The sequence below is a fragment of the Nocardia sp. NPDC006044 genome, assembly GCF_042871115.1.
Taxonomy (GTDB): domain Bacteria; phylum Actinomycetota; class Actinomycetes; order Mycobacteriales; family Mycobacteriaceae; genus Nocardia.
The window spans coordinates 294,316-318,039 of the sequence record NZ_JBIAID010000004.1; the positions used below are offsets into that span (position 1 = coordinate 294,316).

Genomic DNA, 23,724 nt, shown 5'->3' on the forward strand with positions numbered 1-23,724 from the left:
CCGAGGATGATCGGATCGGTTCGCGGCGATCGGGTATGGCAGGCGCTGGTCCGCCAGAGTTGATGGCGAAGGGAGGCCGCATGATCTCGGCACTCAATCGGCTGGTCGACCTCGTCGACGCACACCTCACCGAGGAGCTCGACATCGGTGGGTTGGCGAAGACGCTCGGCACGACGGAATACCATCTGCGGCGGATGTTTTCGTCGTTGGCGGGGATGCCGCTGTCGGAGTATGTGCGTCGTCGTCGGATGACCGTCGCGGCCGCCGACGTGGTTCGGGGCGAGGACGATTTGCTGAGCATCGCGGTGCGGCACGGTTACGGGTCGACCGAGGCCTTCGGTCGCGCGTTCCGTGCGGTGCACGGCGCCGGGCCCGGTGTGGTGCGCCAGGCCGGCGGTCCCCTTCGCACACAACCGCAACTCAGGTTTCGCCTGACTGTCGAAGGGAGTAGTCCCATGGACACCCGCATCATCGATCGGTCCGCGTTCCGCCTCGTCGGGCTCGCGGCTCGCGTTCCGCTTATCCATCAGGGTGTAAATCCGCACATCGAGCGGCACATCGCGACGCTGCCGCAGGCGGAGCATCTGCGGCTGAAGGCGCTCGGGGACACCGAGCCCGCAGGGCTGCTGCAAGTTTGTGACGATCTGGATCCGGACAGCACCGAGGGCAGCGAACTTACCTACCTGCACGGAGTCGCGGTCGCTCCGGACACCACGATCACCGACGACCTCGACGCCATCGAGGTCCCGGCCGGCACCTGGGCGGTCTTCCGCACCGCCGGGGAGTATCCGCAGGCGCTGCAACAGACTTGGGCCGCGACCGCGACCGACTGGTTCCCGTCCAACCCGTGGCGGTTGCGGGCGGGCCCCTCGATGGTCGCGGTTCTAGACCGCGCGGACGACTTCAGCAGCGCGACCTGCGAGCTGTGGTTGCCGGTCGAGCCGGCGTAGTTGGACAGGTGATCACCGGGAACTGAGGTTGTTCGGCTCTCGGGCGATGCCTGCACCAGTTCCCGGTGGTCGGCTGACCAGATGTTGTGTCAGTGGCTGTGTCAGGTTGGGGTCAGGTCGGTGTCAGGTGGGGTGGCGACAGTGCTTTTATGAGCAGCACGGGATTGGTCGGGTCGGGGGTGCGGGAGGCGTATGCGGACAACCTCTTCGGTGGCGCGCAGTTTTCGGTGCCGCGTGCGGAGTGGGTCGGCCGCTTGGGGCGGTTTCTGCGTGGGGACCACGCGTTCGCGCAGTTGATCCGTTTCGCGGTGGTCGGGGGTGCCAGCAACATCGCTTATGTGCTGCTGTTCCTGGTTGCGAACGGGATGGGCACGATGGTCGCGAATATCGCCGGTTCGCTTGTGAGCACGGTGATCGCTAACGAGCTGCACCGGCAGCTCACCTTCCGGGCCGCCGGGCGGGTCGACTGGTTCACCGCGCAGTGGGAGGGCGGTGGGCTGGCCCTGGTCGGGGTGCTGATCAGTACGGCGGCGCTGGCCGGTCTCGAATTTTGGGCGCCGGGACTGGGTGAGCTGGCGCAGTCGGGTGCCGTGATCGTCATCATGGCGGCGGTCGGCGGCATTCGGTTCGTGGCGCTGCGTGGATTCGTCTTCTGATTGAAAGGCGACCCATCCGGGCCGCTGCCGGATCCGAATATCGGGAGGTGCGGAGGATTTTCCGCGGGCAGCGGTGGGGCATTGCCCTTGGTTCCGGGAGGATCGGACATGTCGGACGGGGTTTCTCGGCGTCGATTGCTGAGTACTGCGCTGGCCGCCGGTGCGGTCGCTTCCGGGGCGGTCGCGAGCTCCTGTGCGCCGGCCTCGACCGAGAGCATCGGCGGTTCCCGCGACCGCAGCGAGTTGCTCGCGCGCGAACTGCTGGGGGTCGATGAGAACGGTGCCGACCAGACGTTGGCCTATCTGAAGATCCTCATCGACAGCGGTTTGCCCGCTACGGATCGGCGTAAGCGGGTCATTGTGGTCGGGGCCGGTCCGGCCGGGTTGAGTGCCGCGAACCTGCTGGCCGAGGCGGGGCATCTTGTTACGGTGTTGGAGGCCAACGGGAATCGCACGGGTGGGCGGGTCAAGACGATCCGCGGCGTCTTCTCCGATCCCGCGCTGCATGCCGAAGCCGGGGCGATGCGGTTGTCCAGTGTGCATCCGATGGTGCTGGCGCTGGCCGACAAGCTCGGTGTGCCGCGGCGGCCGTTCTACAACTCCGACGTGCTCGCGGAGACCGCGACGCCGCCGGCTCCCGCGGTGTTCTACCGGTCGTTCACCGGTGAGGAATGGTCCAACGGGCCGAGGACGCAGTACATTTCACCGCCTTCGGCTGGGCGTAGTTTGATCAAAGTCAACGGAATGACCGTCACCCGTGCGCAATACGCGGCGAACCCCGGCGCGGTGCACGCGGGCTTCGGGTGTGATCTGCGTGAATCCAGCGGCGCGGTCATGGATGACGTGCTGCGCCAAGGCTCGGCGCTGTCCGGCCGGCCGATCGAGCGGCAAGTCGAAGGCTGGACGCGGTTGTTGAGCAAATATGAAAACCACTCTCTGCGTGGATATCTCATCGATCGAGGGTGGACGAAGGAACGAATCGAGGCCGTCGGCACGCTCGAGAACATGATCGCGCGGATGCGGCACAGCGTCGTCTTCCCGCTTGTCGACCACACTTTGATTCCCGCCGATGCCACCTACTGGGAGTTGGCGGGCGGGATGGCGTCGCTCACCGATGCGCTGGCGCAGCGGCTCGGATCGTCGATCCTGATGGGTAAGCGCATGATTCGGCTGGAACAGACCGAACACGGGGTGCGGGTCTGGACGACCGCGGAGACCGGGGACGAGAGCTCCGACGGTCGTCCGGTCGACCCGGTCGAGTCGTTCGAGGCCGACTACGCGATCGTGGCGATACCGCTCACCGCGGCCCGATTCTGCGCGTTCGAGCCGCAGCTGTCGTACGACAAGCGGTGGGCGATCATCGAGATGCACCACGACGCGGCGACAAAAGTGTTGCTGGAGTTCCGAAGTCGGTTCTGGGAGCAGGGGGCGGGCGGGTTCCGCGGCGGTCGCTGCACCGTCGATCTGCCGAGCCGGTCCATGTACTTCCCCTCGCACGTGGACGGCTCGGACGGTGGTGTGGTGCTGGCCTCCTACACCCTGGCCGAGGACGCGATGCGGTGGGATTCACTCACCGAGGGGGAGCGTGTGCATTTCGCGCTGGCGGGGATGCGTGAGCTGTTCGGCCCGCGGGTCGACGCCGAATTCACCGGAGTCGGCATCACCCAGAGTTGGGTGCGCGCCCGATACGCCCTCGGCGAGGCCGCCATGCCGACCCCCGGCCAACTGCACGACCACCATCTCGCAACCCGCACGATCGAAGGCCGCGTACATTTCGCAGGCGACCACACCAGCCTCAACACCGCATGGATCGAAGGCGCCCTGGAAAGCGGTGTCCGCTCGGCCCTCGAGGTCCACCGCCGCTGACCCGATTTCCCCGCGGCCGCCAGGCAATTCAGTGATCCGAATAGCCGAAAGAATCGGCAGCGGTCAGGCCTTGCAGGAAGGTCTCGAAGTCGGAGGCCAGGGTCACCGAATTCTCCTGATCCGCGTCGAAGAATGTCACCGAGGGTTCGCCTCGAGGCCCGCAGTTGCGATAGTCGAGCCCGACCCACCAGTGGCCGTCACCGGCCAGCAGCACGATCGGCGAGGGCAGACCCCATTCCTTGATCAGGTATGGCGTATCCAGCAGGCCATTCGGGCCGACGCCCATGACGACATCGAACGGTGCGTAGCTGTCGATTCCGAGGGCCAGCGCGGGAAAGGGGAAGGCATTCCACTGATCTGCGACAGTCCCGCCGTTCTGTACGCCCAAAAGCCGCAGGAGCGACGCGGGCAATTCGACCCCCAGCTGGTTCTCGGCCGCGCGCACCCCGTCGTCGGTGAGCGGATCGAGAACGCCGTAGTCCGAGTCGCTCCAGAACGAAGCCAGCACGTGATCGAAAGTTGCCACGGCGCGAATCATACGAACGTCGCGGGCCGTTGGTCCGCGGGTGGATCAGCTGGAGCGTTCTACTCGGGTGAGCCATTCGGTGAGGAGGGCGCGGAGGAGGGTGGGGTGTTCGTGGGGGAGGGCGTGGCCGGCTTCGTCGATTACGGCTAGGGAGGCGTGGGGGTAGTGGTCGAGCAGGTCGGTGGCGGCGGCGTAGCCGACGGTGGCGTCGAGTCGGCCGGCGACGATTACGGTCGGGCCGGTGAAGGGGGGCTCGTGAGTGGGTGTGATGGACCATTGTTCGCCGATTCGGTCGAGTGCCGCGTGGTCGAAGAGTTCGGCGCCGGGAACCACGTAGCGTTCGTATCGGTCGAGCATTTCCGGGGTTTGGATGACGAAATAGCCGCGGAATTCGTCGTCGCCGAGGTCGCCCGATCCGACCACCACGCGGTGCTCGGGAAGATCGCGGGATTCCGGCAGCAGGGGACAGATGAGCGCCAGGCCGGCGAATTGCGCGGGACGTTTCGCGGCCATTCCCTGGGCGAAGTAGGCGCCCGCCGAGTAGCCGATCAGCAGGGGTGCGGAACCGTCGCTGACCTCGGCCGCGAATCCGAGGAGGGTGTCGACGACATCATCGGCGCTGCGCAGTGATTCGGGCGCGGGCGTACGGCCCATTCCGGGGAGGTCCGGATAGATCCGGCGAAAATCTGTCACGCCGTCGAAGACCTGCTCGAAGCAGGCCTCGCTTTCGCGATGATCGACGCCGGCGCCGTGCAATATTACAACAGGTCGGCCGGTTCCGTGCTCTACGTAATGCACTGTTACCTTGCCCAATTGGGTTTCCATTTCCGCAAGTTACCGTGCTGTCGGCAGTTGCTGCCAACGCTGTTTCCAGGGGCAGCATAATTCGGGGTGTCGAACCAGGTATGTGGCCCGGGCCGGCCGGCGCTGGTCGAACCGGCCCGCGCAGCACCACCGGTGGTGACGAGTCGGTCCCGGGGCGCGGGGCGAAAGTTGTTGTGCGAGTTCGTAACCGTCGCACCCACGCTACCCGGGCCGCTGCGCCGGGACTAATTCATTCCGGTGATGAACTCACTGAACAAGCGGTTCGCCGAACCGGACTCGAACAGGCGCTTGAAGTCGGCCCGGGCGATCTGGTGCCGGAACTCGCCCTGATAGGAAGCGTCGCCGGCGTTGTGCACCAATTCGGTCCACCAGGCCGCGAATGCCTGATAGTTCCATATGTGATCCAGGCACGTCGACGAGTAACTGTCCAGCAGGCTCGAATCGCGCTCGTTGGCCCGGTAATGGACCAGGGCTTCGGCGAGTACCTCGGCATCGTGCAGGGCGAGGTGCATCCCTTTCGCGCTCATCGGCGGGACGATGTGCGCGGCGTCGCCGAGCAGATACAGCCGGCCATAACTCATCGGGCTGTACACCACACTGCGCAGCGGCACCAGTTGCGTGTCGACGATCCGGCCCTTGCTCGCGACGGGTTCACCGAAGCGGGTTTCGAGCTCTTCCCAGATGTTCTCGTCCGACCACTGTGGCAGCGAAGTGTCGAGCGGGCACTGCAAATAGAATCGACTCGCGTGCGGTCCGCGCGCGAATTGCCCCGCGAATCCGCGCGAATGCAGCGACATCATGGACTGTTGACGGGGCGGCACCTCGGCCAAGATGGTCAGCCACGCGTATCCGTATTCGTGACCGTATCGGGTGAGGGCCTCGCTGGGGATGGCGGCCCTGCTGACGCCGCGGTCGCCGTCGCAACCGGCGACGAACTCGCAGGTGATCGCCCGTTCCGTGCCTGCGCTGTCGCGATAGCGAACGCGGGGGTGCTCGTCGCCGATGTTCTCCACCGCGACGTCGGCCTCGAAGCGCAGATCGCCTCCGTCGCTGATGAACACGTCGATGAGGTTGCGCACGAGGACCTGCTGCGGGCAGAAACGCCCGTCGTCGTATTCATCCGTAGCGAATTCGAGCGGCCGCGTCTCTCCGTCGATCCGGAAGTTCATCACGAGCTGCAACGGCGCCCCGCCGAGCACCCGGTCCTCGAGCCCCCATTCGCGGAACATGCGCACTCCGCGCGTGTCGACTACTCCGGCACGCTGTCGCTGTTCGACGTATTCGCGACTGCGTTTTTCCAGGATGACGCACTCGATTCCGCTGCGCAGCAAGAAGTTCCCCAGTGTCAGCCCGGAGACGCCCGCTCCGATGATCACTACAGTGGTGTTCTCGTCCGACATTATTCGGTGCTCCTCGGTATAAGCATGATTCTGTTCACAATCGGCCGCAGCGTGAAAGTTCTTGAAATAAGCGGGGATTCACCGGCGGCGGCCTATGAACAAGGTATGCGTGCACCGAGCGGGCGCACCACCGGCATTCTGTCATCCGATACCGGAAACCGGCCAAGATCTAGCGCGCAGCCCGCTGCAGGTCGCTCTGGTAGCGGCCGGGAGTCTGGCCGACGATGGCGGTGAACGCCTCGATGAAGCTGGTCGGATTGGACCAGCCGCAGGCCAGCGCGGTGCTGGTGACCGACCGTCCGTCCAGCAGATGCACCAGCGCGTGCTGGATGCGCAGCAACGTCCGCCACTGCTGGAAGCTCATGCCGAGCTCGGCCTGGAACAGGCGGCTGAGCGTGCGCTCACTGGCGCCCGCCGCGCGTCCCAGCTCGGCCAGTGTGGCGGTGTTGCCCGGGTCGGCGTGCAGCAGGCCGGTGACCGCGCGCAGCCGATCATCGCGCGGCTCGGGCAGGTAGACGAACTGCTCGGGGATGTCAGTGAGTTCGTCGATCACGATGTGGCGCAACCGTTCCCGCGCTCCGGGCCGGAACGGGCGGTCGGTGGTGAGGGCGACCAGCGCTTCCCGCAGCAGGGGCGTCACCGCGAAGACGGTCGGTCGATCCGGCAGCCCGCCGCACAATTCCCGGGGCAGGTGGAGGATGCGGATCTCGGTCTCGCCGTAGGCGCGATGGCTGTGCGCGAAACCGGCTGGGGTCCAGGTGAGGCGGTCCGCCGGCGAGACCCAGGTGCCGAATTCGGTCGTGGTGGCGAGCACGCCGGTCGAGGGGTAGAGCAGCTGTCCTTGGCGATGCCGGTGCACGGCGACGTGGGTGCCGTGCCCCATCCAGCCTCCCTTCGCCGAGGTGGAGTCGAGGTCGGCAGATGTCTGGCGGGTTTCTGGCATCCCGCGCGAAGTTACCAGAATGACGTCCGCTCAGCGGGTTTGGGCGAGTTACTGCGGAGCCGGTCCGTCCGGTTGGGGCGAATCGGTGTCGCCGGGTCCGATTCTGCGTGGCCTGGCTCTGCGCCGGATGCCGGCTGCCGGGGCATCCGCACGGGCGCGTTTGCGGCGCGCCGCGCCGAGATCGATGACGCTGCCGTCGTGCTCCGGATCCGGTACCTGGCCGGGATCGGCCGTCCACCACCCGGTGTCGCGCTGGAGTTCCGAGCGCATCACGGGCCTGGTCGGCGGCGCCTCGTGGATGGCATCGCCTTCCGTGCGCCAGGTCTTGCGGGGACGTTCGCCGGGTTCGTCGGTCATGCGCCGCGGGCTTCGCGGCAGTCTGGTGAGCTTCGCCGCGTCCGGATCCGCTTCGGGGGAACCGGCCTCGGCAGCTTTGTGACCTTCCAGCTTCCTACGTAACCGTTCCACCGCGTCGAATCTGTTCCCGCCGGACCCCGGCACTATCGCGTCACTCACGTCCGCATTCTCCCTCAGGACGTTTACACGTGCGCCGTCGCCCACGTGACGAGTCAACGATAACCGGCGAGATCAGCGTCATACGAATGGGCTGCCGAGCGCGACCCCGCCGGGGTCGGGTACGCAACCGCTCGGGCGGGTCAGGTCGGCTTGCCCGCGGGCCGGATGCGCGCGTCGTCGCGGTCCGCGCCCAGGCCGGCGAGCAGGCGCAACCCGTCCGCGGCCGGGCTGCCGGGTGCGGCGGACAGCACGATCAGTTCCCTACCCGACTCGTCCGGCAGGGCGAAGTTCTCCTGATGCAACTCCAGGAGTCCGACGAGCGGATGGCGATAGGCCTTGCGTCCGTGGGTGCGGGCACACACGTCGGCGCGGGCCCAGAGCCGGCGGAAGCGCTCGCTGCCCATGGCCAGCTCGCCGATGAGCGAGGCCAGGCGCGGGTCCTCGGGGTATTTACCCGCGGCCAGGCGCAAGTGCCCGACCACGTCGAGGGTGCAGGTCTCCCAGTCCGCGTAGAGGCCGCGCTGGTCCTCCTCGAGGAAGATGTGCCGGGCGGTGTTCAAGCCGGGCAACGGGCGGCTGAACAGGAGACCGGCGAGGCGGTTCCCGGCGAGCACGTCCAGGCGGTGATCCATGATCAGCGCGGGTGCGTCGACGACCAGGTCCAGGACGCGCAGCAGTTCCGGCCGGACCCGCCCGCCCGGTGTCTTCGCCCGGCGGCGGCGTTGCCTGGCGAGCCGGTAGAGGTGCTGGTGTTCGGTTTCGTCCAGGCCGAGCACGCGGGCCAGCGCGTCGAGGACCTGCTCGGAGGGCTGAGTCGCGCGGCCTTGTTCGAGGCGCACGTAGTAATCGACGCTGACCCCGGAAAGATGCGCGACCTCTTCGCGGCGCAGACCGGCCACCCGGCGATATCCGTCGATGGGGATGTCGACGGACGCCGGGTCCACGCGCGCACGCCGGGTCCGGAGGAAGCCTGCGAGATCGTCCATGCCTTCAGTATTGCCGGGGTGGTGCGCGTGAAGGTGGTCCTGCTGATACCAGGAAGTCCGGTCCGATGGAAGCGGCGCCCCTGAACGCCGGGCAGCGCGGCGCCCAGGATCGAAAGCATCCGATCCGAAGGAGTTCCCATGAAGACGCTGATCGTCTACGCCCACCCGGAGCCGAAGTCGCTCAACAGCTCGTTGAAAGACCTTGCGGTGTCCACCTTGCGGACCGCCGGCCATGAGGTACAGGTGAGCGATCTGTACGCGATGAACTGGAAGGCAGTCGTGGACGCCGCGGACTACGGTCCGCACGCGTCGAGCCCGCTGCGGGTCGCCCGCGACTCGGGCCGGGCCTTCGACGCCGGAGCGCTCACCCCGGACGTCCGGACCGAGCAGGCGAAACTGCTGTGGGCCGACATGATCATCTTCCAGTTCCCGCTGTGGTGGTATTCGATGCCCGCGATGTTGAAAGGATGGGTGGACCGGGTTTTCACCTTTCACTTCGCCTACGGCGTCGGCGAGCACAGCGCCACCAAGTACGGCGAACGCTTCGGCGAAGGCACCCTCGCGGGCCGGAAGGCGCTGCTGTCGGTGACCGTCGGCGGCCCGGAATCGCATTACGCGGCACGGGGAATCAACGGTCCCATCGACGATCTGCTGTTCCCGATCCAGCACGGCATCCTGTACTACCCCGGCATCGAGGTGCTACCGCCGTTCGTGCTGTACGGCACCGACCGGACCACCGACGAGGAGTATCCGGACATCGCCAAGGCCTGGGAGCAGCGCCTGCGCACGCTGGAATCGACCGAGCCGATCGCGTTCCGCCGGCAGAACTTCGGTGACTACGAGATCCCTTCGTTGCAGTTGAAGGACGGGCTGGAGCCCCTGGGACGCAACGGTTTCGGACTGCATGTGCGCGGCTGACCGGCTGTCGCGTCACGTCCGGCGCATGAACGCCATGGTGTAGTAGACGTTCTGGATGTTTCGTTCGAGCACGGTGACGAGTTCCCAGCCCTGTGATTCGAGCAGTTCGATGCCGTTGACCAGATGGACGACCGGTTCGAAGATCGCACGCTGATAGCCGTCGGCGCCGAGCACGAAACCACTGGTTTGCGGCGAGCTCAGGACCAGGTTGCGGCGTGGATACGCGCGCAGGTCCACCACGCCGTTCAGCACGGCGATCACGTCGAAAATCGGTCCGGGTAGGGGAGCGTTCACATCCCCATCGTCGTGCATGCCCGGCCCGCTCGGCACAATCGGGCTTGTGTCTCCATCTAGGGGAGGCCGGAGAGTTGGGTAATGGACGACGACACGCTCTTGACGATCGGGGCTCTGGCCGAACGGACCGGGTTGACGGTCAAAACGATTCGGTTCTACTCCGACAAGGGGATCGTGCCGCCGACCGAGTACAGCCCCGGCGGATACCGGCTCTACGACGCCGACGCCGCAGCACGACTGGAACTGGTCCGCACACTGCGTGAACTGGGCATCGACCTGCCCACGGTGGCGCGGGTGCTGGCCAACGAGATGTCGGTGACCGCCGTCGCGTCGGCGCACGCCGACGCACTCGACGTGCAGATCCGGATCTTGCGCACGCGGCGCGCGGTACTGCGCGCGGTGGCCGAACGGGGTTCCCAGCGAACGGAGATGGACCTGATGCACAACCTGATGCGCATGTCGGAGGCCGAACGGCGCCGGCTGATCAACGATTTCGCCGACGCGGCGTACGGCGGCGTGGACGCGAACCCGGCCATGGTGGAGCTGGTGCGCACCACCATGCCCGAGCTGCCGGACGATCCGACGACCGAGCAGATCACGGCCTGGATGGAACTCGTGGAGTTGGTGCAGGACAACGACTTCCGTGCGGCGGTGCGCGCGATGGCCGAGTATCAGGCGCGAGAGCGGGCCGACGGTGACACCACCGGCTTGCATCACGAGCTGACCGAAGCCGTTCGCGCCCAGGTCGGTAAGGCTATCGCCGACGGGGTCGATGCCGAATCTGTCTCGGCCGCAAAGGTTGTCGACGCGTTGAGTGCGCGCTATGCCGCTACGTTCGGAAGGCTCGACGACGCGCGCTTGCGCGATTGGATGGTCGAGCGGCTCGAAATAGCCAATGATCCTCGCGTGGAACGTTATTGGCGTCTGGTCTCGGCGATCAACGGCTGGCCCGAAATGCCGGACCTGGCACCGGTATTCACCTGGCTCACCGCCGCATTGCGCGCCCACCCGGGTGATTGAATCGCGTGATACTCGCCTGCTGGGTCGCGGGCCGCGTGGAAATGTGTAGCCGAAGCCGGTCGCATCGGGAAATCCCAGCGGGTGCCGATGCGGGGGAGGAGGTCTTGGCGGCAGATCTCCTCGCCGGCGGCGCAGGGCACGTTCCGCCGATCGGCCGGAAAGATCAGCTCATCGGGGGATAGGCCCGATCATTTGCTGCTGCCTAATGTCTAGAGGCAGGTGATCGGCTGCACGGACTGCCCTCCGTTGCCGCTGTGGGTTGGCACGGCCGGTCATCGCGCGGGTCCGCCGATCTCGGGTATCGCCCGCCAGGTGCCGACCCCTCGAGCCTGGCCCCGGGGTCGGCGGACCGCTTCCCGTCTGTCACCGCACGGCGGCCTGATTTCGCATCGCGCCGAGGACGAGGGTGGCTGCTCACGCACCCTCCGCCACACCGACCTGCCGATCCTCGTCGCACGTGTCGGTGGGTATCGGTAGCGTCTGGTGCTGTGGAAACAGGGGAACGTATCCAAGAGCTCGCGGAGCGCATCGTGGCGCTGCGCGACGCCTACTACCAGGGCTCGCCGTTGGTCGCCGACGCGGACTACGACGCGATCGAGGACGAGCTGCGCGGTTTGATCGAGGCGCATCCGGAACTCGCGCCGGATCCGAATCCGCTGGAGCAGGTCGGCGCGCCCGCTGTGCTGCACGCGCCGATCCGGCATGCGCGGCCGATGCTGTCGCTGGAGAAGGCGACCAAGCCGGAGCAGGTCGAGGCGTTCTTCAACCGCTTCCCCGGCCAATCGGTGGTGGTGATGCCGAAACTCGACGGGCTGTCGCTGTCCCTGGTTTTCGAGGACGGGCGGTTGGCGCGCGCCGTGACCCGGGGTGACGGCACCACCGGCGATGACGTGACCATGCTGGTTCGCGCGCTGGTCGATGGCGTCCCGGAACGGATCGACGTCCCGGGCCGGGTGGAGGTGCGTGGCGAGGCGGTGATGCTGCGGTCCACCTTCGCCGCCTACAACACGGCGCATCCGGACAAGCCGCTGATCAATCCGCGCAATGCCGCGGCGGGCACGCTGCGGGCGAAGGATCCGGCCACGGTCGCCGAGCGGCGCCTGCAGTTCTTCGGATTCGACTTGGACGCCGCCGGCGACGCGGCTGCCGACGATCTGGAAGAGGGGCTGCGGGCGCTCGGGATCGCGGGCGCGCAGATGCGGCACTGCGCCGACGCCGAGCAGGCGCAGGCGGCGATCACCGCGATCGAACAGGGTCGCAACGATCTGGACTACGACCTCGACGGCGCGGTGCTGCGCCTCGCCGACCGAGACGCCTACGCGGCGGCCGGAACCCGGTCGAACTCCCCACGCGGTGCGCTGGCGTTCAAGTTCGCCGCCGAGGAGAAGACCACGCTGCTGCGCGAGGTGATCTGGGATGTCGGCAAGACGGGCAAGATCGTGCCGGTCGCCTGGCTGGAGCCGGTGTTCGTCGGCGGCACCACGGTCACGAAGGCGACGCTGGCCAACCAAGAGGTGATCAAGGCGCGCGACATCAAGGTCGGTGACACCGTGCTGGTGCGCCGCGCCGGCGACGTGATCCCGTTCGTGGCGGGCGTACTCGATGCCGCCAAGCGCACGGGTGCGGAGCGCGAGATCGTCTCGCCCACCGTCTGCCCGTCCTGTGGGCAGCCGGTGACCGAGCAGGGCAACAGCCGGGAACTGTTCTGCACCAACGTTTCCTGCCCGGCCCAGACGGTGCGCAGGCTGATCCACTGGGCGTCGCGATCGGCGGCCGACATCGATGCCATCGGTGGCGTGTGGATCGAACGCCTCGCCGAGGCGGGCATTCTGGAGAATCCCTCGGACTTCTACACGCTGACCAAGGAACGCCTGCTCGAGTTCGACCGCATCGGCGAGGTCTCCGCCACCCGCATGATCGAGTCGATCGATGCCAGCCGTCAGGTCGGCCTGCGCCGCGCGCTGATCGGCCTGGCGATCCCGATGGCCTCCGACGGAACCGCCGCTCGCCTGGCCCGCGCGGGATTCGCTTCGCTCGAAGAGGTCGCCGACGCGGGGGAGGAGCGACTCGTCGCGGTCGACGATATCGGCGCGAAGGTGGCCGCCTCGCTGATCGCGCACCTCACTCGCCTGCGCCCGGAACTGGAGCGGCTGCGCGCGGCGGGCGTCTCCCTGGACGTGCGCGCCGAAGACCTGCCGCCGGTCGTCGCGGCCGGCGCGCCCCTGGCCGGCAAGACCGTGGTGATCACCGGCGCGATCAGCGACCCGCGCTCCGGCGAGAAGGTCGCCCGCCCCACCTTCCAGCGCCTGTGCGAAAAGGCAGGCGCGACAGCCGCCTCCTCTGTCTCCGCGAACACCGACCTGCTGATCACCGGCGCCGGAGTCGGCGACAGCAAGCTGACCAAGGCGGAGAAGCTCGGCGTCGAGGTCATCGATCAAGGCGAAATCTGGACCCTCCTGATCGCCGCCAACATCGTCTAGCCCGAGTGGCCGTGCGGTGACAATTCGCGATATCGGTGTCGGCCGTTAGGTGTGCGACCCGCAGCTATATATGGAGCCAGCTGTCGCCGAGCCGATCGAAGGTGGTCTGGATTTGCCCCATCCAGACGGGCTGTCGTGCCGAACTGCATGGCCTACACCGGGTGGGCGAGCAGGAACGCACGGGCGAACACCGGCCGGGACAGTCGAGGCCAGTTCAGTCCCGCGAGCGCCTGGCCGGCTGCGGGCACGACCTCTTCGTTGACCTGGACCTCAGAGATCTCGTCACCGGCAACTCCACCGAAGAGCAGCCTGATCCCGTTCCAGTTCGGCCGGTTGATCGCCGGCGCGATCGTCAGGGCGAGAGCGGGCAAGACCGAATTGTCCATCAGCCACTGTTGAAGGGCGTCGTCGTTGACGAGACCCCAGGCTATCGCCGGACCATGAACCACGTGATGCCCTGGCAACCCGTTCGGATGATCGGGGCCATAGTGCGCGCCGAACTCGTTGCGCCGTAGGAACAGTTCGATAATCGTCGCCCCGGTGGTTTGCGCCCATGTCATGGCCGCCCGGTCGAGGGCCTCCTCCACCGAACTGCCGATACCGTGCACGTGGTCCCAGATCATTTCGGAATCCGGCCGCTCGCGTTCCATGACGAACCCGATCCGCACGACCTCCGGCTTTCCCTCGATGTGCCCCGCTTCGACCACCACGGCGGTGCCGCCTGGACCCGTTACGCCGCCCTCCGTAACTTCCCACTCGCCGTACAGCTGAGCCATTTCACGCGCGATCGCGCGTGAAACCTGGTACCGCAAGCCGTCAGCCGTGGAAGCCATACGATCAAGTGTAAGAGAGTGTTTCACGCGCGAGGGCACTCCATCGACCGCTGAATGCGGCGACCTCCGGTCGCCACTGCGGCAGGACCACTGCCGGTACCTACTTTGCCGGTGATTGAGCCTGGCTCGGCTGACTTGCGTCAGAGAGGCTGGGGGGCAATCGGTCACGACGAGGTAGTGAGCGCAATCCGGCCGAAGACCTCGGCCGATTCCATCTTTTGGTGGGCCTGCACCGCCTCCTCTAACGGCAATACCTCGTGCACTACCGCTTCCAGCTCACCGCGGCTGGCGGCGGCGAATACTTCGGCGGTGCCTGCGCGTTGATCGGGGGCGGGCACGGTGTCGGCGCTGAAGGTGATGAACGACAGGGACTTTCGGAAGGCGGCGATCATCGGCATGGCGAAGTCCGGCGGCGGGAATCCGGCCATCGCGCCGACTACCACCATCCGCCCGTTCGGCAGGAGCTTGGTGAAGAAGGACGACAGGTGGGCGCCTGCGACGATGTCGACGATGATGTCGTAGCCCGCCGGGGCGTCCCCGTCGCCCGAGCCGGCGCGGTCGAGCACGTGCGTCGCGCCGAGCTTGCGCAGCCGATCGCCACGCTCGGCCGACGACGTCGTCACCGCCACCGCCGAGGCGCCGCCAAGAACGGCGAGTTGCACCGCCATGACGCCGATTCCGCCTGCCGCACCGCGCACCAGCACCGACTCGCCGGCGGCGAAATGCGCGTGGCGCAAAGCGAAATGGGCCACCATGCCGGAACTGCCGAGCGTCACCGCGTCGACGGCGGACAGGCCCTCCGGTAGCGGGACGAGCGCCGTCTCCGCGACGACGGCCTGTTCGGCGTACCCACCGGTCCCGTCGGTCAGCGCCCATACCCGCCGACCGACCCACGCGGTGTCGACCCCGTCGCCGACCCCGGTCACCCGCCCCGCGATCTCGCTGCCGAGGACGTGACCGGCGGTCTCGCCGAACGCGGCCAGCGTGCCGTTGCGGCGCAGCACATCCACACCGCCCACACCGATCCCCTCCGTGGCGATCAGCACCTGCCCGGCGCCAGGGGCCGGATCGGGAAGGTCTACGACCGCGAGAACCTCGGGCCCGCCAAACGTTCGGACCTGTACTGCCTTCACTGATATCTCCGTTTCCTGTTCGATCTGAGCCGACCATCGGACCGTAACGGACACCCCCGTCCGTTTAGTTAAAGTGAGAGCGGTGACCCCTCGTTTGTCTCACACCCTGCGCTCCGACGCACAGGACAACCGCGAACGCATCCTCGACGCGGCCCGTGCGGTATTCGTCGCCGAGGGTCTGGACGTGCCGATGCGGGCGATCGCTCGCCGCGCCGAGGTCGGCCCCGCCACCCTCTACCGGCATTTCCCGACCAAGGAGCTGCTGGTCACCGAGGCGTTCACCGACCAGATGCGCGCCTGCGAGACCATCGTGAACGAAGGGCTCGCCGACCCCGACCCATGGCACGGTCTGTGCGTGGTGGTCGAGCGGCTCTGCGAGTTGCAAGCCCGGGACCGAGGTTTCCCGGCGGCGTTCATGTCCGCCTTTCCGCACGCGATGGACTTCGCCACGATCCGCGCGTCGTCCCTGACCGGCGCGGCCGAACTGATCCGCCGCGCCAAGGACACCGGCCACCTGCGGCCCGACGTCGGGCTGGACGACTTCCTCCTCCTGATCATGGCCAACAGCGGCATTCGAGCGGCGACACCGGCAGCCCGCACCGCGGCCTCGCGACGCTTCGCCGCACTGATGATCCAGGCGTTCCGCACATCATCCGAGTCCTCACCGCTACCGCCGGTGCCCCGGCTGCTGCCGTTTACCTGGCCGGATCGCTGATGAGGTGGTGGTAGGCGGTATCGAGCGGAATGTCGACCGCGTACCAGGCCGCGGGTCGCTCGTTGTCGTGCGGACACCAGGCGGCCGCGATGCACAGCCGGGCCACCTGTGTGGTGTTGAGGCCGGGCAGGTGCCAGCCGATCCGGGCCGGATCGCGGTAGCGCACACCGTATTCGGCGGTTTCGTCGTCACTGCTCGGCAGCAGGCGGGCCCAGCTGGTCGGCATCAGCCGGCCGTCGGCGGCCTGCATGGCGAGCAACTCGGAATCCGGGCCGCCGATCGAGACCATGAAGTCCTCGTTCTCGATGCTCACCGCCGCGAGGCATTCGCCGGGATCGCGGCCGCCATAGGCATTGCCCGGAATGTCGGTCAGCTCGGCCGAGATGACCAGCCGGGGCAGCTTGGCTCGCGACTGCACCTGCCAGATTCCGGCCCAGACCGGGACCGGTGCGCCGCCGTCCCAGGCCGGTACGTCGATGCTGCCGATCAGCAGATCGACCGCCGCGTCCCGATGCCGCCACTGGTGCAGGTGCGAGCCGTTCGGCAAGCGCCACAGGGCATCCGGTTCGGTCGCCAGCACGTCGGATCCGAGGGTGACGGAGAAGCCGATGGTGCCGAGGGGAGTGTCGATCACAGCTGGGCGACGGTCTGCCTGGGCCAGGTGGTCGGTAGGGAGCATGCGCCCATCATGCAGGGTTGCCTCCGCGGGGAAATGACAGACCGGACTGTTGGCGTCCCGGGCGGCCGGTCGGCAGGATGGCAACCATGACCGCCATTCCCGAGAAGTCTGCCGCCGCTCTGGAAAACGACTACGACAGCTTCGCCGAGGCGTACACGGCCGAGACCGAAACCAACCTGTTCAACGGCTATTACGCGCGGCCCGCGATCGTGGAGCTGGCCGGAGAGGTGACCGGCCGGCGGATCCTCGACGCGGGCTGCGGCTCCGGCCCCATCTTCGCCGCGCTGCGCGACCGAGGCGCCGTCGTGACCGGTTTCGATGCCAGCGCCGAGATGGTGCGGCTGGCCCGGCAGCGACTCGGCGCGGACGCGGCTCTGCACGTCGCCGCCATCGGCAGCCCGCTGCCGTTTCCCGACGGTGAGTTCGACGACGTCATCGCGTCCCTGGTCCTGCACTACCTGGAGGACTGGACCGCGCCGCTGGCCGAGCTGCGCCGCGTGCTGAAACCCGGTGGCCGACTGATCATCTCCGTCAATCACCCGTTCATCTACAAGTTGATCTACCCCGCCGCCGATTATTTCGCGACCACCAAGCACTCCGAGGAATACACCTTCGATGGCAGGCAGGCCGTTCTCACCTACTGGCATCGCCCCCTGCACGCGATGACCGACGCCTTCGTGGCAGCCGGGTTTCGCACGTCCGTCATCAGCGAACCGCCTCCCGCCCCTGGTGCCCGCGAACTCTTTCCCGACCTGGTCGGAAAGTCCCCATCCGGAGCATTTTTGAGCTTCCTTTTCTTCGTCCTGGAGGCCGTCGAAGAATCCTGAGAGCCTATACTGCCGGTCGAGTGAGCATGGCGACGCCGTGCATGATGGCCCAGATCAGCACCGGGAATGCCGCGAGACGCTCCCACAACCCGAACATCTCCGCGCCGCCGACCTTGGCCATCGTCGCGACGAAACCGGCAATGGCGATGACCCCCAACGCGATTCCGATCCTGCCGAGGGCCGGCGTTCGCCCGTCGGAGATCATGGCCACCGCGGTGAGCACGACCGCGACCGCGCCGCCCGCGATGGCGACGATCGCACCGATGGTGTGCGGGGCGATCCTGGTGTCCTCCGGATTGAAACCGACCATCACCAGCCCGATTCCGGCTGCGGCATACAGCGCGAAGCCCGCGCGCGCCGGCCAACGCCGCCCGAAGATCCGCGCCGCCAGCAGCGCGCCCGCGGTCAGGCACAGCCCGCTGAGAATCCAGGAGACATTCGCGAGGACATGCCACGGCGAGCACACCCAGGTATCGACGTGCTCACTCTGGAAACAGGTCTCCGCCCCCAGATCGCTGATCGCATTGCGCGTCCAACTGTATGGCGTCGTCCACCGCGATTGGACCACGACCAACACGACGAAATACTGCACGGTCGACACCCACGCCAAACCCGCAATCGAAGCGATCCGTGAATTGCTCAACCATTACCCCAATCCCGTCGAGGCCGCTGCGCCACCGCAGGTCAGGGTATCGGCACCGGACGACCCCGGCCCGCAGGCGCCACGCGCGCCGGTGAGACTGAGCCGGTCAGTTCCGCTTCAGGCTGCCGACGCTGAGCGATCCGTTCGCGGGCGGCTGGACGTCCTCGGGTTCCTCGGCGGGCGCCGGGACTTCCGCTTCCGCCGCGCGGACGTAATCGGCGGGATCCTGATCCACGGGCCGGACGCCGGCGTAGTTGCGCGCCTCGAAGGCGGCGAACGCGACGGCCAGCTGATGGCGGCGCGGCAGCCCGGCCAGGCGGCGGAAGTCGGTGAGGCCCTCGCGTTCCTCCTCGGCCATGTGATCGCTGTTGGCCAGGTTCGCGGCGGCGACGGCGGCGAACCACTCGTCGGTGCCGACCTGATGACGCGCCACCTCGGCGACCGCGTCGCGGATCTCGTTGTGGTCGTGGATGGCATCGAGGGTCTCGTCCTCCACCCTGTCCTTGCGCCGCGCCGCGATACCTACCTGGAGCAGGGCGGGGTAGAAGATCTCCTCCTCGGCGAGCGCGTGCAGCTCCAGGAAGGACGCCAGCCTGGCCCAGATCGCGGACAGCACCTCGGTGTCGGCGCGATCGATCTGCTCCAGGATCGCGAACAGGCGGCGCTGTTCGTGGTGGTCGTCGAGAATCAGCTCGGCAATGTCCACAGTTCCTCCCTGATGTTGCGCCGTCAGTTCTGAACGCTGTCGTTCGCGCGCCGACCTCAGGGAACCGACGATAGCGCACCGATATGAGTTGCTCCCTCGTGCGACGCGGATCGGCAGTGATGTCATCGGTTCTGTGAGTCGTCGCCAGGCGTGTGCGGGCTCCGGTCCGGCCTGGTGGATCCACGGTCATCGGTTCCGGCGCACAGACTTCGGTGTGGCGTGTGACCGAAGTGACAGAACGTGGTTCGCGGAGGAGGTTTGGGGTAGAGCTGGTAAATAAGGGCCCGCCTGCGTTGCCGGGAACCCGATGCCGATCGATCGGTGGATTGCTCAGGGGAAAGGAACGTACGCAATGACAGATACTCTCGTCGATCTCACCCCCGAGGGGCAGGTCGCGCGACCTGCCGCCCGGTTACAGCCGGTACGGAATGTTCCGGCCGCGGGGAATGTGTGGCGTGCGGCCAAAACTGTTCTGGTGACCCGGGTCAGCGGTCCGCGGCAGTTGACCGCGGTGCCGCGACTGGTCATTCCGATCGGCGACACCCAGCTCGCCTTTCGCGTGTCGTCGCAGTCCGCGGAAGCCGAGGAGCTGGCGCGGGACGGGCGGGTGCTGGTTCAGCCCGGCGACCGGCGGGGCAACCCCGCACTCGGCTCGCACCAGCGGCAAGGCCAGGCCCAGTTGGTGACCGCGGGATCGCTACTGCCGCACGTGGAGTCGGAGATCGCCGCGAAGTATCGGTGGCGAATCCCCGTGGCGCGCTTCGCTCATCGCCTCGGTCACGGTGACGCACCCTATGCGGACGTCGTCGTGCTGGTGACCGTCGCCGAGCCGAGCCCGACCCCCATGCTGCCGCGCTGAGCCGGGCAGCACATGCCCGGGCCGGGCGCGTGCTCAGTGGGGGCGGGTGGCGCGATAGTAGGTAACTCGGCCGACGAAGCGGTGGGGTTGGGAAGCGACCTCCTCGCAGGTGAAGCCCGCGGAGCGGAGGAGGCGCGGGATGGTATCGCCGATGTTGTCGGGGAGCATGCGTTCCAGCAACTTCCGCTGGGGCGCGAAGCCGTCACCCTCGGTCAAGGTGCCGCCCACGTCGAGGATGTGCAGTCGGCCGCCGGGCCGTAGCACGCGCCAGGCTTCGGCGGCGGTCGCCGCCTTCACGTCGTAGTCCAGGTGGTGCAGCATCAATGCCGAAAGCACCCGATCGAATTCGCCGTCGCCGTAGGGCAACTCCTGGGAGTAGCCGATCTCGAAGCGGATTCCGGTCGACTCCTTCGCTTTTCGCTGTGCGCGGGCCAGCGCGCGGGGGTCTGGATCGGAGCCGACGATGTCCGCGCCGGGTGCGGCCCGCTTGGCCTTGATGGTGAGATTGCCGGTACCGCAACCGATTTCCAATACGCGATGATCGTCGCGAAGGTCGGCCTGCGTGATGAGCCGGTCGTGCATCTTCGGGGTGCCGAACAGTCGTGAGATCAGGTCGAAGCTCGGCAGCAGTGCTTGCAGCCCTGCGGCGGGCCGGTAGTGGTGTCGTTCGGCGACGGCTCGGGTGCGGTCATGCGGAGGATGTTCGGTCATGAGTCCCATGATCAAACCCAGCTCACCGACATACTGGGCAGATTGTCGGCCGAAGTAGGACTATCTTCGGTGTCATGCCCGAGGCTTCCCGGCCGGTGCGTTACCAGTCCGGCGTGCCGGTACACGGCTACCGGAACGATCCGGCGATTCCACCGGTGTCGGTGTGGCGGTTGACCGCCCACGAACTGGCCGGCGGCGTCGGTCCGCATATTCACGATTTCCCGGCGCTGCTGTATCTGCCTCGAACCGGCGAGATCTACGTGGTGGCCATCGGCCACGTGGTCGACCGCACCGCGGTGGGTGCCGTCGACGAGGCGTTCGCGGTGTTCTTCGACCCCGCAGCGCTGGGCGACGACGGACGCGGACCGTGGCCCGCCTGGCGCACCCACCCGCTGTTGTTCCCGTTCGTCCACGGCGCCGCGGGCGGGATGCTGCGGCTGCGGGCGCCCGCGGCGCGCCGCGGACTGTGGCAGGACACGATCACGGCGATCGACCAGGAGTTGACCCGACGCGGGTTCGGCTATCGGCAAGCGGCGCAAGCACATCTGACGGTGCTGCTCATCGACGTCGCCCGCCTGGCCGATGACGTCGTCGGCGATCTGCGCCGCAGCCACGAGCCCATGCTGGCCGCGGTGTTCGACATCATCGAACAGCGCTACGACCAGTCCCTATCGCTGCGCGACGTAGCTCGCACCGTCAGCATGACGCCGGGGCACCTGACAACCGTGGTGCGCCGCCGAACCGGCCGCACCGTTCAGGATTGGATCATCGAACGCCGCATGGCCGAGGCCCGCGCCCTGCTCGCCGACACCGACCTGCCCATCGCCGAGATCGCTCGTAGCGTGGGCCTACCCGACCCCGGCTACTTCGCCCGCGTGTTCCGCCGCGCCCACGGCATGGCGCCGCGGCACTGGCGCGGCCGGCACGTGCCCGGCCGCGCCGAACCGCCGGCCCCGCCTCGTGTCGACGCCCGGCCGGCCGCCAGTTGAACCCGTCCTGTCACCTTTGGGCCCGGGAAACGGTCATGGTGGCATGACAATCGCGCACACCTGGCCCGGATGGGTCGCGACCGGTTTTCTCTGGTTCCTCGCCTTCGAATTCATGATGGGCGCGGTGACCAAATTCTGGCCTGGACCAACGTTTTTCGGGCCCGCGTACTCGATCAAGTTCGCGGACTGGGGCTGGCCCAGCTGGTTCCGGTTCGTCGTCGGCGGGATCGAGGGCGTTTGCGCTCTGCTGCTGGCGATTCCGTACCACGAGGCGCGATTCCTCGGCGCCGCGGTGCTGATCCTGGTGTTGACCGGCGCCGTGGTCACGCACATCGTCAACCATCACGGCGCCAAGGAAAGTTTCGCGGCGCCCGTGCATCTGATCATCATGGTCGTGATCGTTCTCGCCACCTGGCCCGCTCAGTGGATGGACCTGCTCCGACCGGGGCAGTGGTCGTAGCCGAATATTCCTGTGGGTGAGCGATATTCGCCCGGCGACCGCATGGCCGCACTGTCCGTGCCTATCCCGGCCGCCGCAGCACGGCGTGGTGAATACCGCTCGGCCATAACATGATCCGGCAACACCCGGCAACCCCTGAATAACACTGGCACGAGCGGGCGCGATAGGCGGGAGTGAAACCTTGCGGAACCGAATGGCAAGTGTAAAAATCAATTGGATCCTGGATCCAATCTAGAAATAGCTTGGTGTGCAGGGTAATCCGACCACCCCCGTCCCGACGTTGAACACTGCGTTGAGGCGTGACCGAAGGGGGGAACCTGTGGACATCGACGCCTTTCTGTCCGAACCGGGCCGTAGTGACGCAACCAACGACGTTCGAAAGTTGATCGACAAGCTCGACATTCAATACATCTATGTGCAATTCGTGTCGGTCACCGGCCGCGTCGTCGGCAAAGGCATGCCCGCCTCCCGATGGGAGGACCTGGCGACCCGCGGCGTGCAGATGGTGTACGGGGCGGTGGCCAATGTCGCCACCGACCGGCGCGGCCGCTACCTCGGCTACGGCCCGGAGGCGTCGGAGCTGATCGCGATACCGGAGCCGGAGACCTTCGCCCAACTGCCCTGGGACGGCCGGGTCGCGCGGGTGTTCGCCCGGCTGTTCCGCAACCGTGAGGAGGCCGAAAACCCCGGCGCCGCACTGTCTTCGGACTGCCGCGGCAACCTGGCCCGGCAGCACGCGGCGTTCGCCGAGCGGCACGGCACACACCTGCGGGTCGGCACCGAACCGGAGATGATGTGGCTGCGCCGCAACGCCGGCAACGAGTTGGTCGGCGTGTCGAAACCGTACTGCTACCACGTTGATCAACTCGAGGAACTGCGCGACATCAGCATGCGCGTGCTGACCTACGGCCAGGCACTGGGGCTGGAGATGATCCAGGGCGATCACGAGGACGCACCCGGCCAGCTCGAGCTGAATTTCCGGTTCGACGACCCGCTGCGCAACGCCGACCGGCTCATCACCTATCGGCAGATCTGCCGTCAGGTGGCGCGGGAATTCGGCGTGATCGCGTGCTTCATGACCAAACCGTTCCCCGGCCTGTCGGCGTCGGGTTGCCATCACAACCTGTCGCTCTGGCGCGGTGGCGACGACGAGACGATCGCGAGGGAAACCGAGACCACCGTGCCCGGCGTGCGCCGCTATCGCACCGGTGGGGTGAATCTACTCGTCGGCGACCGAGCCGTGGGTTCGAATCCGTTGCAGCTCAACGACATCGGTCAACGCATGGTCGGCGGGGTGGTCACCCATCTGCCCGCGCTCACCGCACTCGCCGCCTCGACGGTGCACTCCTACCGCCGCCTGTGGGACACCGGGTTCTGGGCGCCGCTCACCGCGGGCTGGGGTTTCCAGAACCGGACGTCCGCGGTCCGGGTATCGGCGCCCGACCGGGTCGAATATCGCACGGCCGATTCGATGGTCAATCCGTACCTGATGGCCGCGGGCCTGCTCGCCGCGATGGACGACGGTCTGGTGAACAACCTGGACCCGGGTCCACCGTCGAGCGCCAACAGCTACGACAGCACCCCGGATCCGCAACCGACCCTGCCGATGAATCTCGGTGCGGCGCTGACGGCATTGGACCGGGACGAGGTGTTGCGCGCGGCATTGCCCGGCGACATGTACCGCGTCTACACCGCGCACAAGCGCGACGAATGGGAACGATTTCTGGCCACGACCAGCGAGTGGGATTTCGACTTCTATCTCGACTACGTGTCGTGACCTGTCCGCTCG

General features: G+C 67.2%; 25 protein-coding genes. 12 read left to right on the forward strand and 13 right to left on the reverse strand.

Annotated features, from left to right (window positions below):
- Nucleotides 1-80 precede the first annotated feature (80 nt).
- The 3 genes from ACFYO1_RS32605 to ACFYO1_RS32615 all read left to right on the forward strand — a co-directional run bounded on the left by ACFYO1_RS32605 (nucleotide 81) and on the right by ACFYO1_RS32615 (nucleotide 3,472).
- Nucleotides 81-950, forward strand: a complete 870-nt coding sequence (locus ACFYO1_RS32605; RefSeq protein WP_387239497.1) for a GyrI-like domain-containing protein — start codon at nucleotides 81-83, stop codon at nucleotides 948-950.
- Nucleotides 951-1,099: 149 nt separating this feature from the next.
- Nucleotides 1,100-1,606 (forward strand): GtrA family protein, encoded by a 507-nt coding sequence (locus ACFYO1_RS32610; RefSeq protein WP_387239500.1) that lies wholly within the window; start codon nucleotides 1,100-1,102, stop codon nucleotides 1,604-1,606.
- A gap of 108 nt (nucleotides 1,607-1,714) precedes the next feature.
- Complete coding sequence (locus ACFYO1_RS32615; RefSeq protein WP_387239503.1) at nucleotides 1,715-3,472, forward strand: flavin monoamine oxidase family protein; 1,758 nt, start codon at nucleotides 1,715-1,717, stop codon at nucleotides 3,470-3,472.
- A 28-nt stretch (nucleotides 3,473-3,500) separates the two neighbouring features.
- Here ACFYO1_RS32615 and ACFYO1_RS32620 read toward each other — a convergent pair whose 3' ends face one another.
- From ACFYO1_RS32620 to ACFYO1_RS32645, 6 genes are all read right to left on the reverse strand, one after another.
- Entirely contained in the window at nucleotides 3,501-3,998 is a 498-nt protein-coding gene (locus ACFYO1_RS32620; RefSeq protein WP_387239506.1) for an SMI1/KNR4 family protein, read from the reverse strand.
- A 45-nt stretch (nucleotides 3,999-4,043) separates the two neighbouring features.
- Entirely contained in the window at nucleotides 4,044-4,823 is a 780-nt protein-coding gene (locus ACFYO1_RS32625) for an alpha/beta fold hydrolase (RefSeq protein ID WP_387239509.1), read from the reverse strand.
- Nucleotides 4,824-5,047: 224 nt separating this feature from the next.
- Complete coding sequence (locus ACFYO1_RS32630) at nucleotides 5,048-6,223, reverse strand: 4-hydroxybenzoate 3-monooxygenase (RefSeq protein WP_387239512.1); 1,176 nt, start codon at nucleotides 6,221-6,223, stop codon at nucleotides 5,048-5,050.
- Between the two features lie 169 nt (nucleotides 6,224-6,392).
- Nucleotides 6,393-7,166 carry an AraC family transcriptional regulator gene (locus ACFYO1_RS32635; RefSeq protein WP_387239515.1) on the reverse strand — a complete coding sequence of 258 codons (774 nt, stop codon included), beginning with the start codon at nucleotides 7,164-7,166 and terminating at the stop codon, nucleotides 6,393-6,395.
- A gap of 48 nt (nucleotides 7,167-7,214) precedes the next feature.
- On the reverse strand, nucleotides 7,215-7,682 hold the full coding sequence (locus ACFYO1_RS32640) for a hypothetical protein (protein WP_387239518.1): 468 nt from the start codon (nucleotides 7,680-7,682) through the stop codon (nucleotides 7,215-7,217).
- Nucleotides 7,683-7,822: 140 nt separating this feature from the next.
- Nucleotides 7,823-8,668 carry a helix-turn-helix transcriptional regulator gene (locus ACFYO1_RS32645; RefSeq protein WP_387239521.1) on the reverse strand — a complete coding sequence of 282 codons (846 nt, stop codon included), beginning with the start codon at nucleotides 8,666-8,668 and terminating at the stop codon, nucleotides 7,823-7,825.
- Nucleotides 8,669-8,806: 138 nt separating this feature from the next.
- Between ACFYO1_RS32645 and ACFYO1_RS32650 the strand changes: the two genes are divergently transcribed.
- Complete coding sequence (locus ACFYO1_RS32650; protein ID WP_387239524.1) at nucleotides 8,807-9,586, forward strand: NAD(P)H-dependent oxidoreductase; 780 nt, start codon at nucleotides 8,807-8,809, stop codon at nucleotides 9,584-9,586.
- A 12-nt stretch (nucleotides 9,587-9,598) separates the two neighbouring features.
- On the opposite strand, the gene ACFYO1_RS32655 is transcribed toward ACFYO1_RS32650, so the two are convergent.
- The gene (locus tag ACFYO1_RS32655) at nucleotides 9,599-9,880 is read right to left on the reverse strand and encodes a hypothetical protein (protein ID WP_387239526.1); all 282 of its coding nucleotides are present in this window, start codon (nucleotides 9,878-9,880) and stop codon (nucleotides 9,599-9,601) included.
- A gap of 81 nt (nucleotides 9,881-9,961) precedes the next feature.
- On the opposite strand from ACFYO1_RS32655, the gene ACFYO1_RS32660 reads away from it, so the two are divergent.
- Together ACFYO1_RS32660 and ligA are read left to right on the forward strand one after the other, a co-directional pair.
- Nucleotides 9,962-10,900, forward strand: a complete 939-nt coding sequence (locus ACFYO1_RS32660; protein ID WP_387239529.1) for a MerR family transcriptional regulator — start codon at nucleotides 9,962-9,964, stop codon at nucleotides 10,898-10,900.
- Nucleotides 10,901-11,388: 488 nt separating this feature from the next.
- Nucleotides 11,389-13,380 carry an NAD-dependent DNA ligase LigA gene (gene ligA / locus ACFYO1_RS32665; RefSeq protein ID WP_387239533.1) on the forward strand — a complete coding sequence of 664 codons (1,992 nt, stop codon included), beginning with the start codon at nucleotides 11,389-11,391 and terminating at the stop codon, nucleotides 13,378-13,380.
- 152 nt (nucleotides 13,381-13,532) lie between these two features.
- Here ligA and ACFYO1_RS32670 read toward each other — a convergent pair whose 3' ends face one another.
- Nucleotides 13,533-14,213 carry a DUF6348 family protein gene (locus tag ACFYO1_RS32670; protein ID WP_387239536.1) on the reverse strand — a complete coding sequence of 227 codons (681 nt, stop codon included), beginning with the start codon at nucleotides 14,211-14,213 and terminating at the stop codon, nucleotides 13,533-13,535.
- Nucleotides 14,214-14,377: 164 nt separating this feature from the next.
- Nucleotides 14,378-15,346: a zinc-binding dehydrogenase gene (locus ACFYO1_RS32675; protein WP_387239539.1), complete on the reverse strand. Its 969-nt coding sequence runs from the start codon at nucleotides 15,344-15,346 to the stop codon at nucleotides 14,378-14,380.
- 82 nt (nucleotides 15,347-15,428) lie between these two features.
- Between ACFYO1_RS32675 and ACFYO1_RS32680 the strand changes: the two genes are divergently transcribed.
- Complete coding sequence (locus tag ACFYO1_RS32680) at nucleotides 15,429-16,061, forward strand: TetR/AcrR family transcriptional regulator (RefSeq protein WP_387239542.1); 633 nt, start codon at nucleotides 15,429-15,431, stop codon at nucleotides 16,059-16,061.
- Here the strand turns inward: ACFYO1_RS32680 and ACFYO1_RS32685 are convergent.
- Entirely contained in the window at nucleotides 16,042-16,740 is a 699-nt protein-coding gene (locus ACFYO1_RS32685; RefSeq protein ID WP_387239545.1) for a hypothetical protein, read from the reverse strand. The genes ACFYO1_RS32680 and ACFYO1_RS32685 overlap by 20 nt on opposite strands.
- An 86-nt stretch (nucleotides 16,741-16,826) precedes the next feature.
- On the opposite strand from ACFYO1_RS32685, the gene ACFYO1_RS32690 reads away from it, so the two are divergent.
- Nucleotides 16,827-17,567 carry a class I SAM-dependent methyltransferase gene (locus ACFYO1_RS32690; RefSeq protein ID WP_387239548.1) on the forward strand — a complete coding sequence of 247 codons (741 nt, stop codon included), beginning with the start codon at nucleotides 16,827-16,829 and terminating at the stop codon, nucleotides 17,565-17,567.
- A gap of 4 nt (nucleotides 17,568-17,571) precedes the next feature.
- Here the strand turns inward: ACFYO1_RS32690 and ACFYO1_RS32695 are convergent, their stop codons facing one another.
- Together ACFYO1_RS32695 and ACFYO1_RS32700 are read right to left on the reverse strand one after the other, a co-directional pair.
- Complete coding sequence (locus tag ACFYO1_RS32695; RefSeq protein ID WP_387239551.1) at nucleotides 17,572-18,144, reverse strand: DUF998 domain-containing protein; 573 nt, start codon at nucleotides 18,142-18,144, stop codon at nucleotides 17,572-17,574.
- Between the two features lie 172 nt (nucleotides 18,145-18,316).
- Entirely contained in the window at nucleotides 18,317-18,916 is a 600-nt protein-coding gene (locus ACFYO1_RS32700; RefSeq protein WP_387239554.1) for a hemerythrin domain-containing protein, read from the reverse strand.
- Nucleotides 18,917-19,268: 352 nt separating this feature from the next.
- On the opposite strand from ACFYO1_RS32700, the gene ACFYO1_RS32705 reads away from it, so the two are divergent.
- Entirely contained in the window at nucleotides 19,269-19,775 is a 507-nt protein-coding gene (locus ACFYO1_RS32705; RefSeq protein WP_387239557.1) for a hypothetical protein, read from the forward strand.
- Between the two features lie 33 nt (nucleotides 19,776-19,808).
- On the opposite strand, the gene ACFYO1_RS32710 is transcribed toward ACFYO1_RS32705, so the two are convergent.
- Nucleotides 19,809-20,486 carry a class I SAM-dependent methyltransferase gene (locus tag ACFYO1_RS32710; protein WP_387239560.1) on the reverse strand — a complete coding sequence of 226 codons (678 nt, stop codon included), beginning with the start codon at nucleotides 20,484-20,486 and terminating at the stop codon, nucleotides 19,809-19,811.
- 74 nt (nucleotides 20,487-20,560) lie between these two features.
- Between ACFYO1_RS32710 and ACFYO1_RS32715 the strand changes: the two genes are divergently transcribed.
- From ACFYO1_RS32715 to ACFYO1_RS32725, 3 genes are all read left to right on the forward strand, one after another.
- Nucleotides 20,561-21,475, forward strand: a complete 915-nt coding sequence (locus ACFYO1_RS32715) for a helix-turn-helix transcriptional regulator (protein ID WP_387239562.1) — start codon at nucleotides 20,561-20,563, stop codon at nucleotides 21,473-21,475.
- 43 nt (nucleotides 21,476-21,518) lie between these two features.
- Nucleotides 21,519-21,935: a DoxX family protein gene (locus ACFYO1_RS32720; RefSeq protein ID WP_387239565.1), complete on the forward strand. Its 417-nt coding sequence runs from the start codon at nucleotides 21,519-21,521 to the stop codon at nucleotides 21,933-21,935.
- Between the two features lie 382 nt (nucleotides 21,936-22,317).
- On the forward strand, nucleotides 22,318-23,712 hold the full coding sequence (locus tag ACFYO1_RS32725) for a glutamine synthetase family protein (protein WP_387239568.1): 1,395 nt from the start codon (nucleotides 22,318-22,320) through the stop codon (nucleotides 23,710-23,712).
- The last annotated feature ends 12 nt before the right edge of the window (nucleotides 23,713-23,724 follow it).

Coding starts and splice junctions, on each gene's coding strand:
- ACFYO1_RS32605 (WP_387239497.1), top strand. CDS start 81: ATGATCTCGGCACTCAATCGGCTGGTCGACCTCGTCGACGCACACCTC.
- ACFYO1_RS32610 (WP_387239500.1), top strand. CDS start 1,100: ATGAGCAGCACGGGATTGGTCGGGTCGGGGGTGCGGGAGGCGTATGCG.
- ACFYO1_RS32615 (WP_387239503.1), top strand. CDS start 1,715: ATGTCGGACGGGGTTTCTCGGCGTCGATTGCTGAGTACTGCGCTGGCC.
- ACFYO1_RS32625 (WP_387239509.1), bottom strand. CDS start 4,823: ATGGAAACCCAATTGGGCAAGGTAACAGTGCATTACGTAGAGCACGGA.
- ACFYO1_RS32630 (WP_387239512.1), bottom strand. CDS start 6,223: ATGTCGGACGAGAACACCACTGTAGTGATCATCGGAGCGGGCGTCTCC.
- ACFYO1_RS32635 (WP_387239515.1), bottom strand. CDS start 7,166: ATGCCAGAAACCCGCCAGACATCTGCCGACCTCGACTCCACCTCGGCG.
- ACFYO1_RS32645 (WP_387239521.1), bottom strand. CDS start 8,668: ATGGACGATCTCGCAGGCTTCCTCCGGACCCGGCGTGCGCGCGTGGAC.
- ACFYO1_RS32650 (WP_387239524.1), top strand. CDS start 8,807: ATGAAGACGCTGATCGTCTACGCCCACCCGGAGCCGAAGTCGCTCAAC.
- ACFYO1_RS32660 (WP_387239529.1), top strand. CDS start 9,962: ATGGACGACGACACGCTCTTGACGATCGGGGCTCTGGCCGAACGGACC.
- ACFYO1_RS32670 (WP_387239536.1), bottom strand. CDS start 14,213: ATGGCTTCCACGGCTGACGGCTTGCGGTACCAGGTTTCACGCGCGATC.
- ACFYO1_RS32685 (WP_387239545.1), bottom strand. CDS start 16,740: ATGCTCCCTACCGACCACCTGGCCCAGGCAGACCGTCGCCCAGCTGTG.
- ACFYO1_RS32690 (WP_387239548.1), top strand. CDS start 16,827: ATGACCGCCATTCCCGAGAAGTCTGCCGCCGCTCTGGAAAACGACTAC.
- ACFYO1_RS32705 (WP_387239557.1), top strand. CDS start 19,269: ATGACAGATACTCTCGTCGATCTCACCCCCGAGGGGCAGGTCGCGCGA.
- ACFYO1_RS32710 (WP_387239560.1), bottom strand. CDS start 20,486: ATGACCGAACATCCTCCGCATGACCGCACCCGAGCCGTCGCCGAACGA.
- ACFYO1_RS32715 (WP_387239562.1), top strand. CDS start 20,561: ATGCCCGAGGCTTCCCGGCCGGTGCGTTACCAGTCCGGCGTGCCGGTA.
- ACFYO1_RS32720 (WP_387239565.1), top strand. CDS start 21,519: ATGACAATCGCGCACACCTGGCCCGGATGGGTCGCGACCGGTTTTCTC.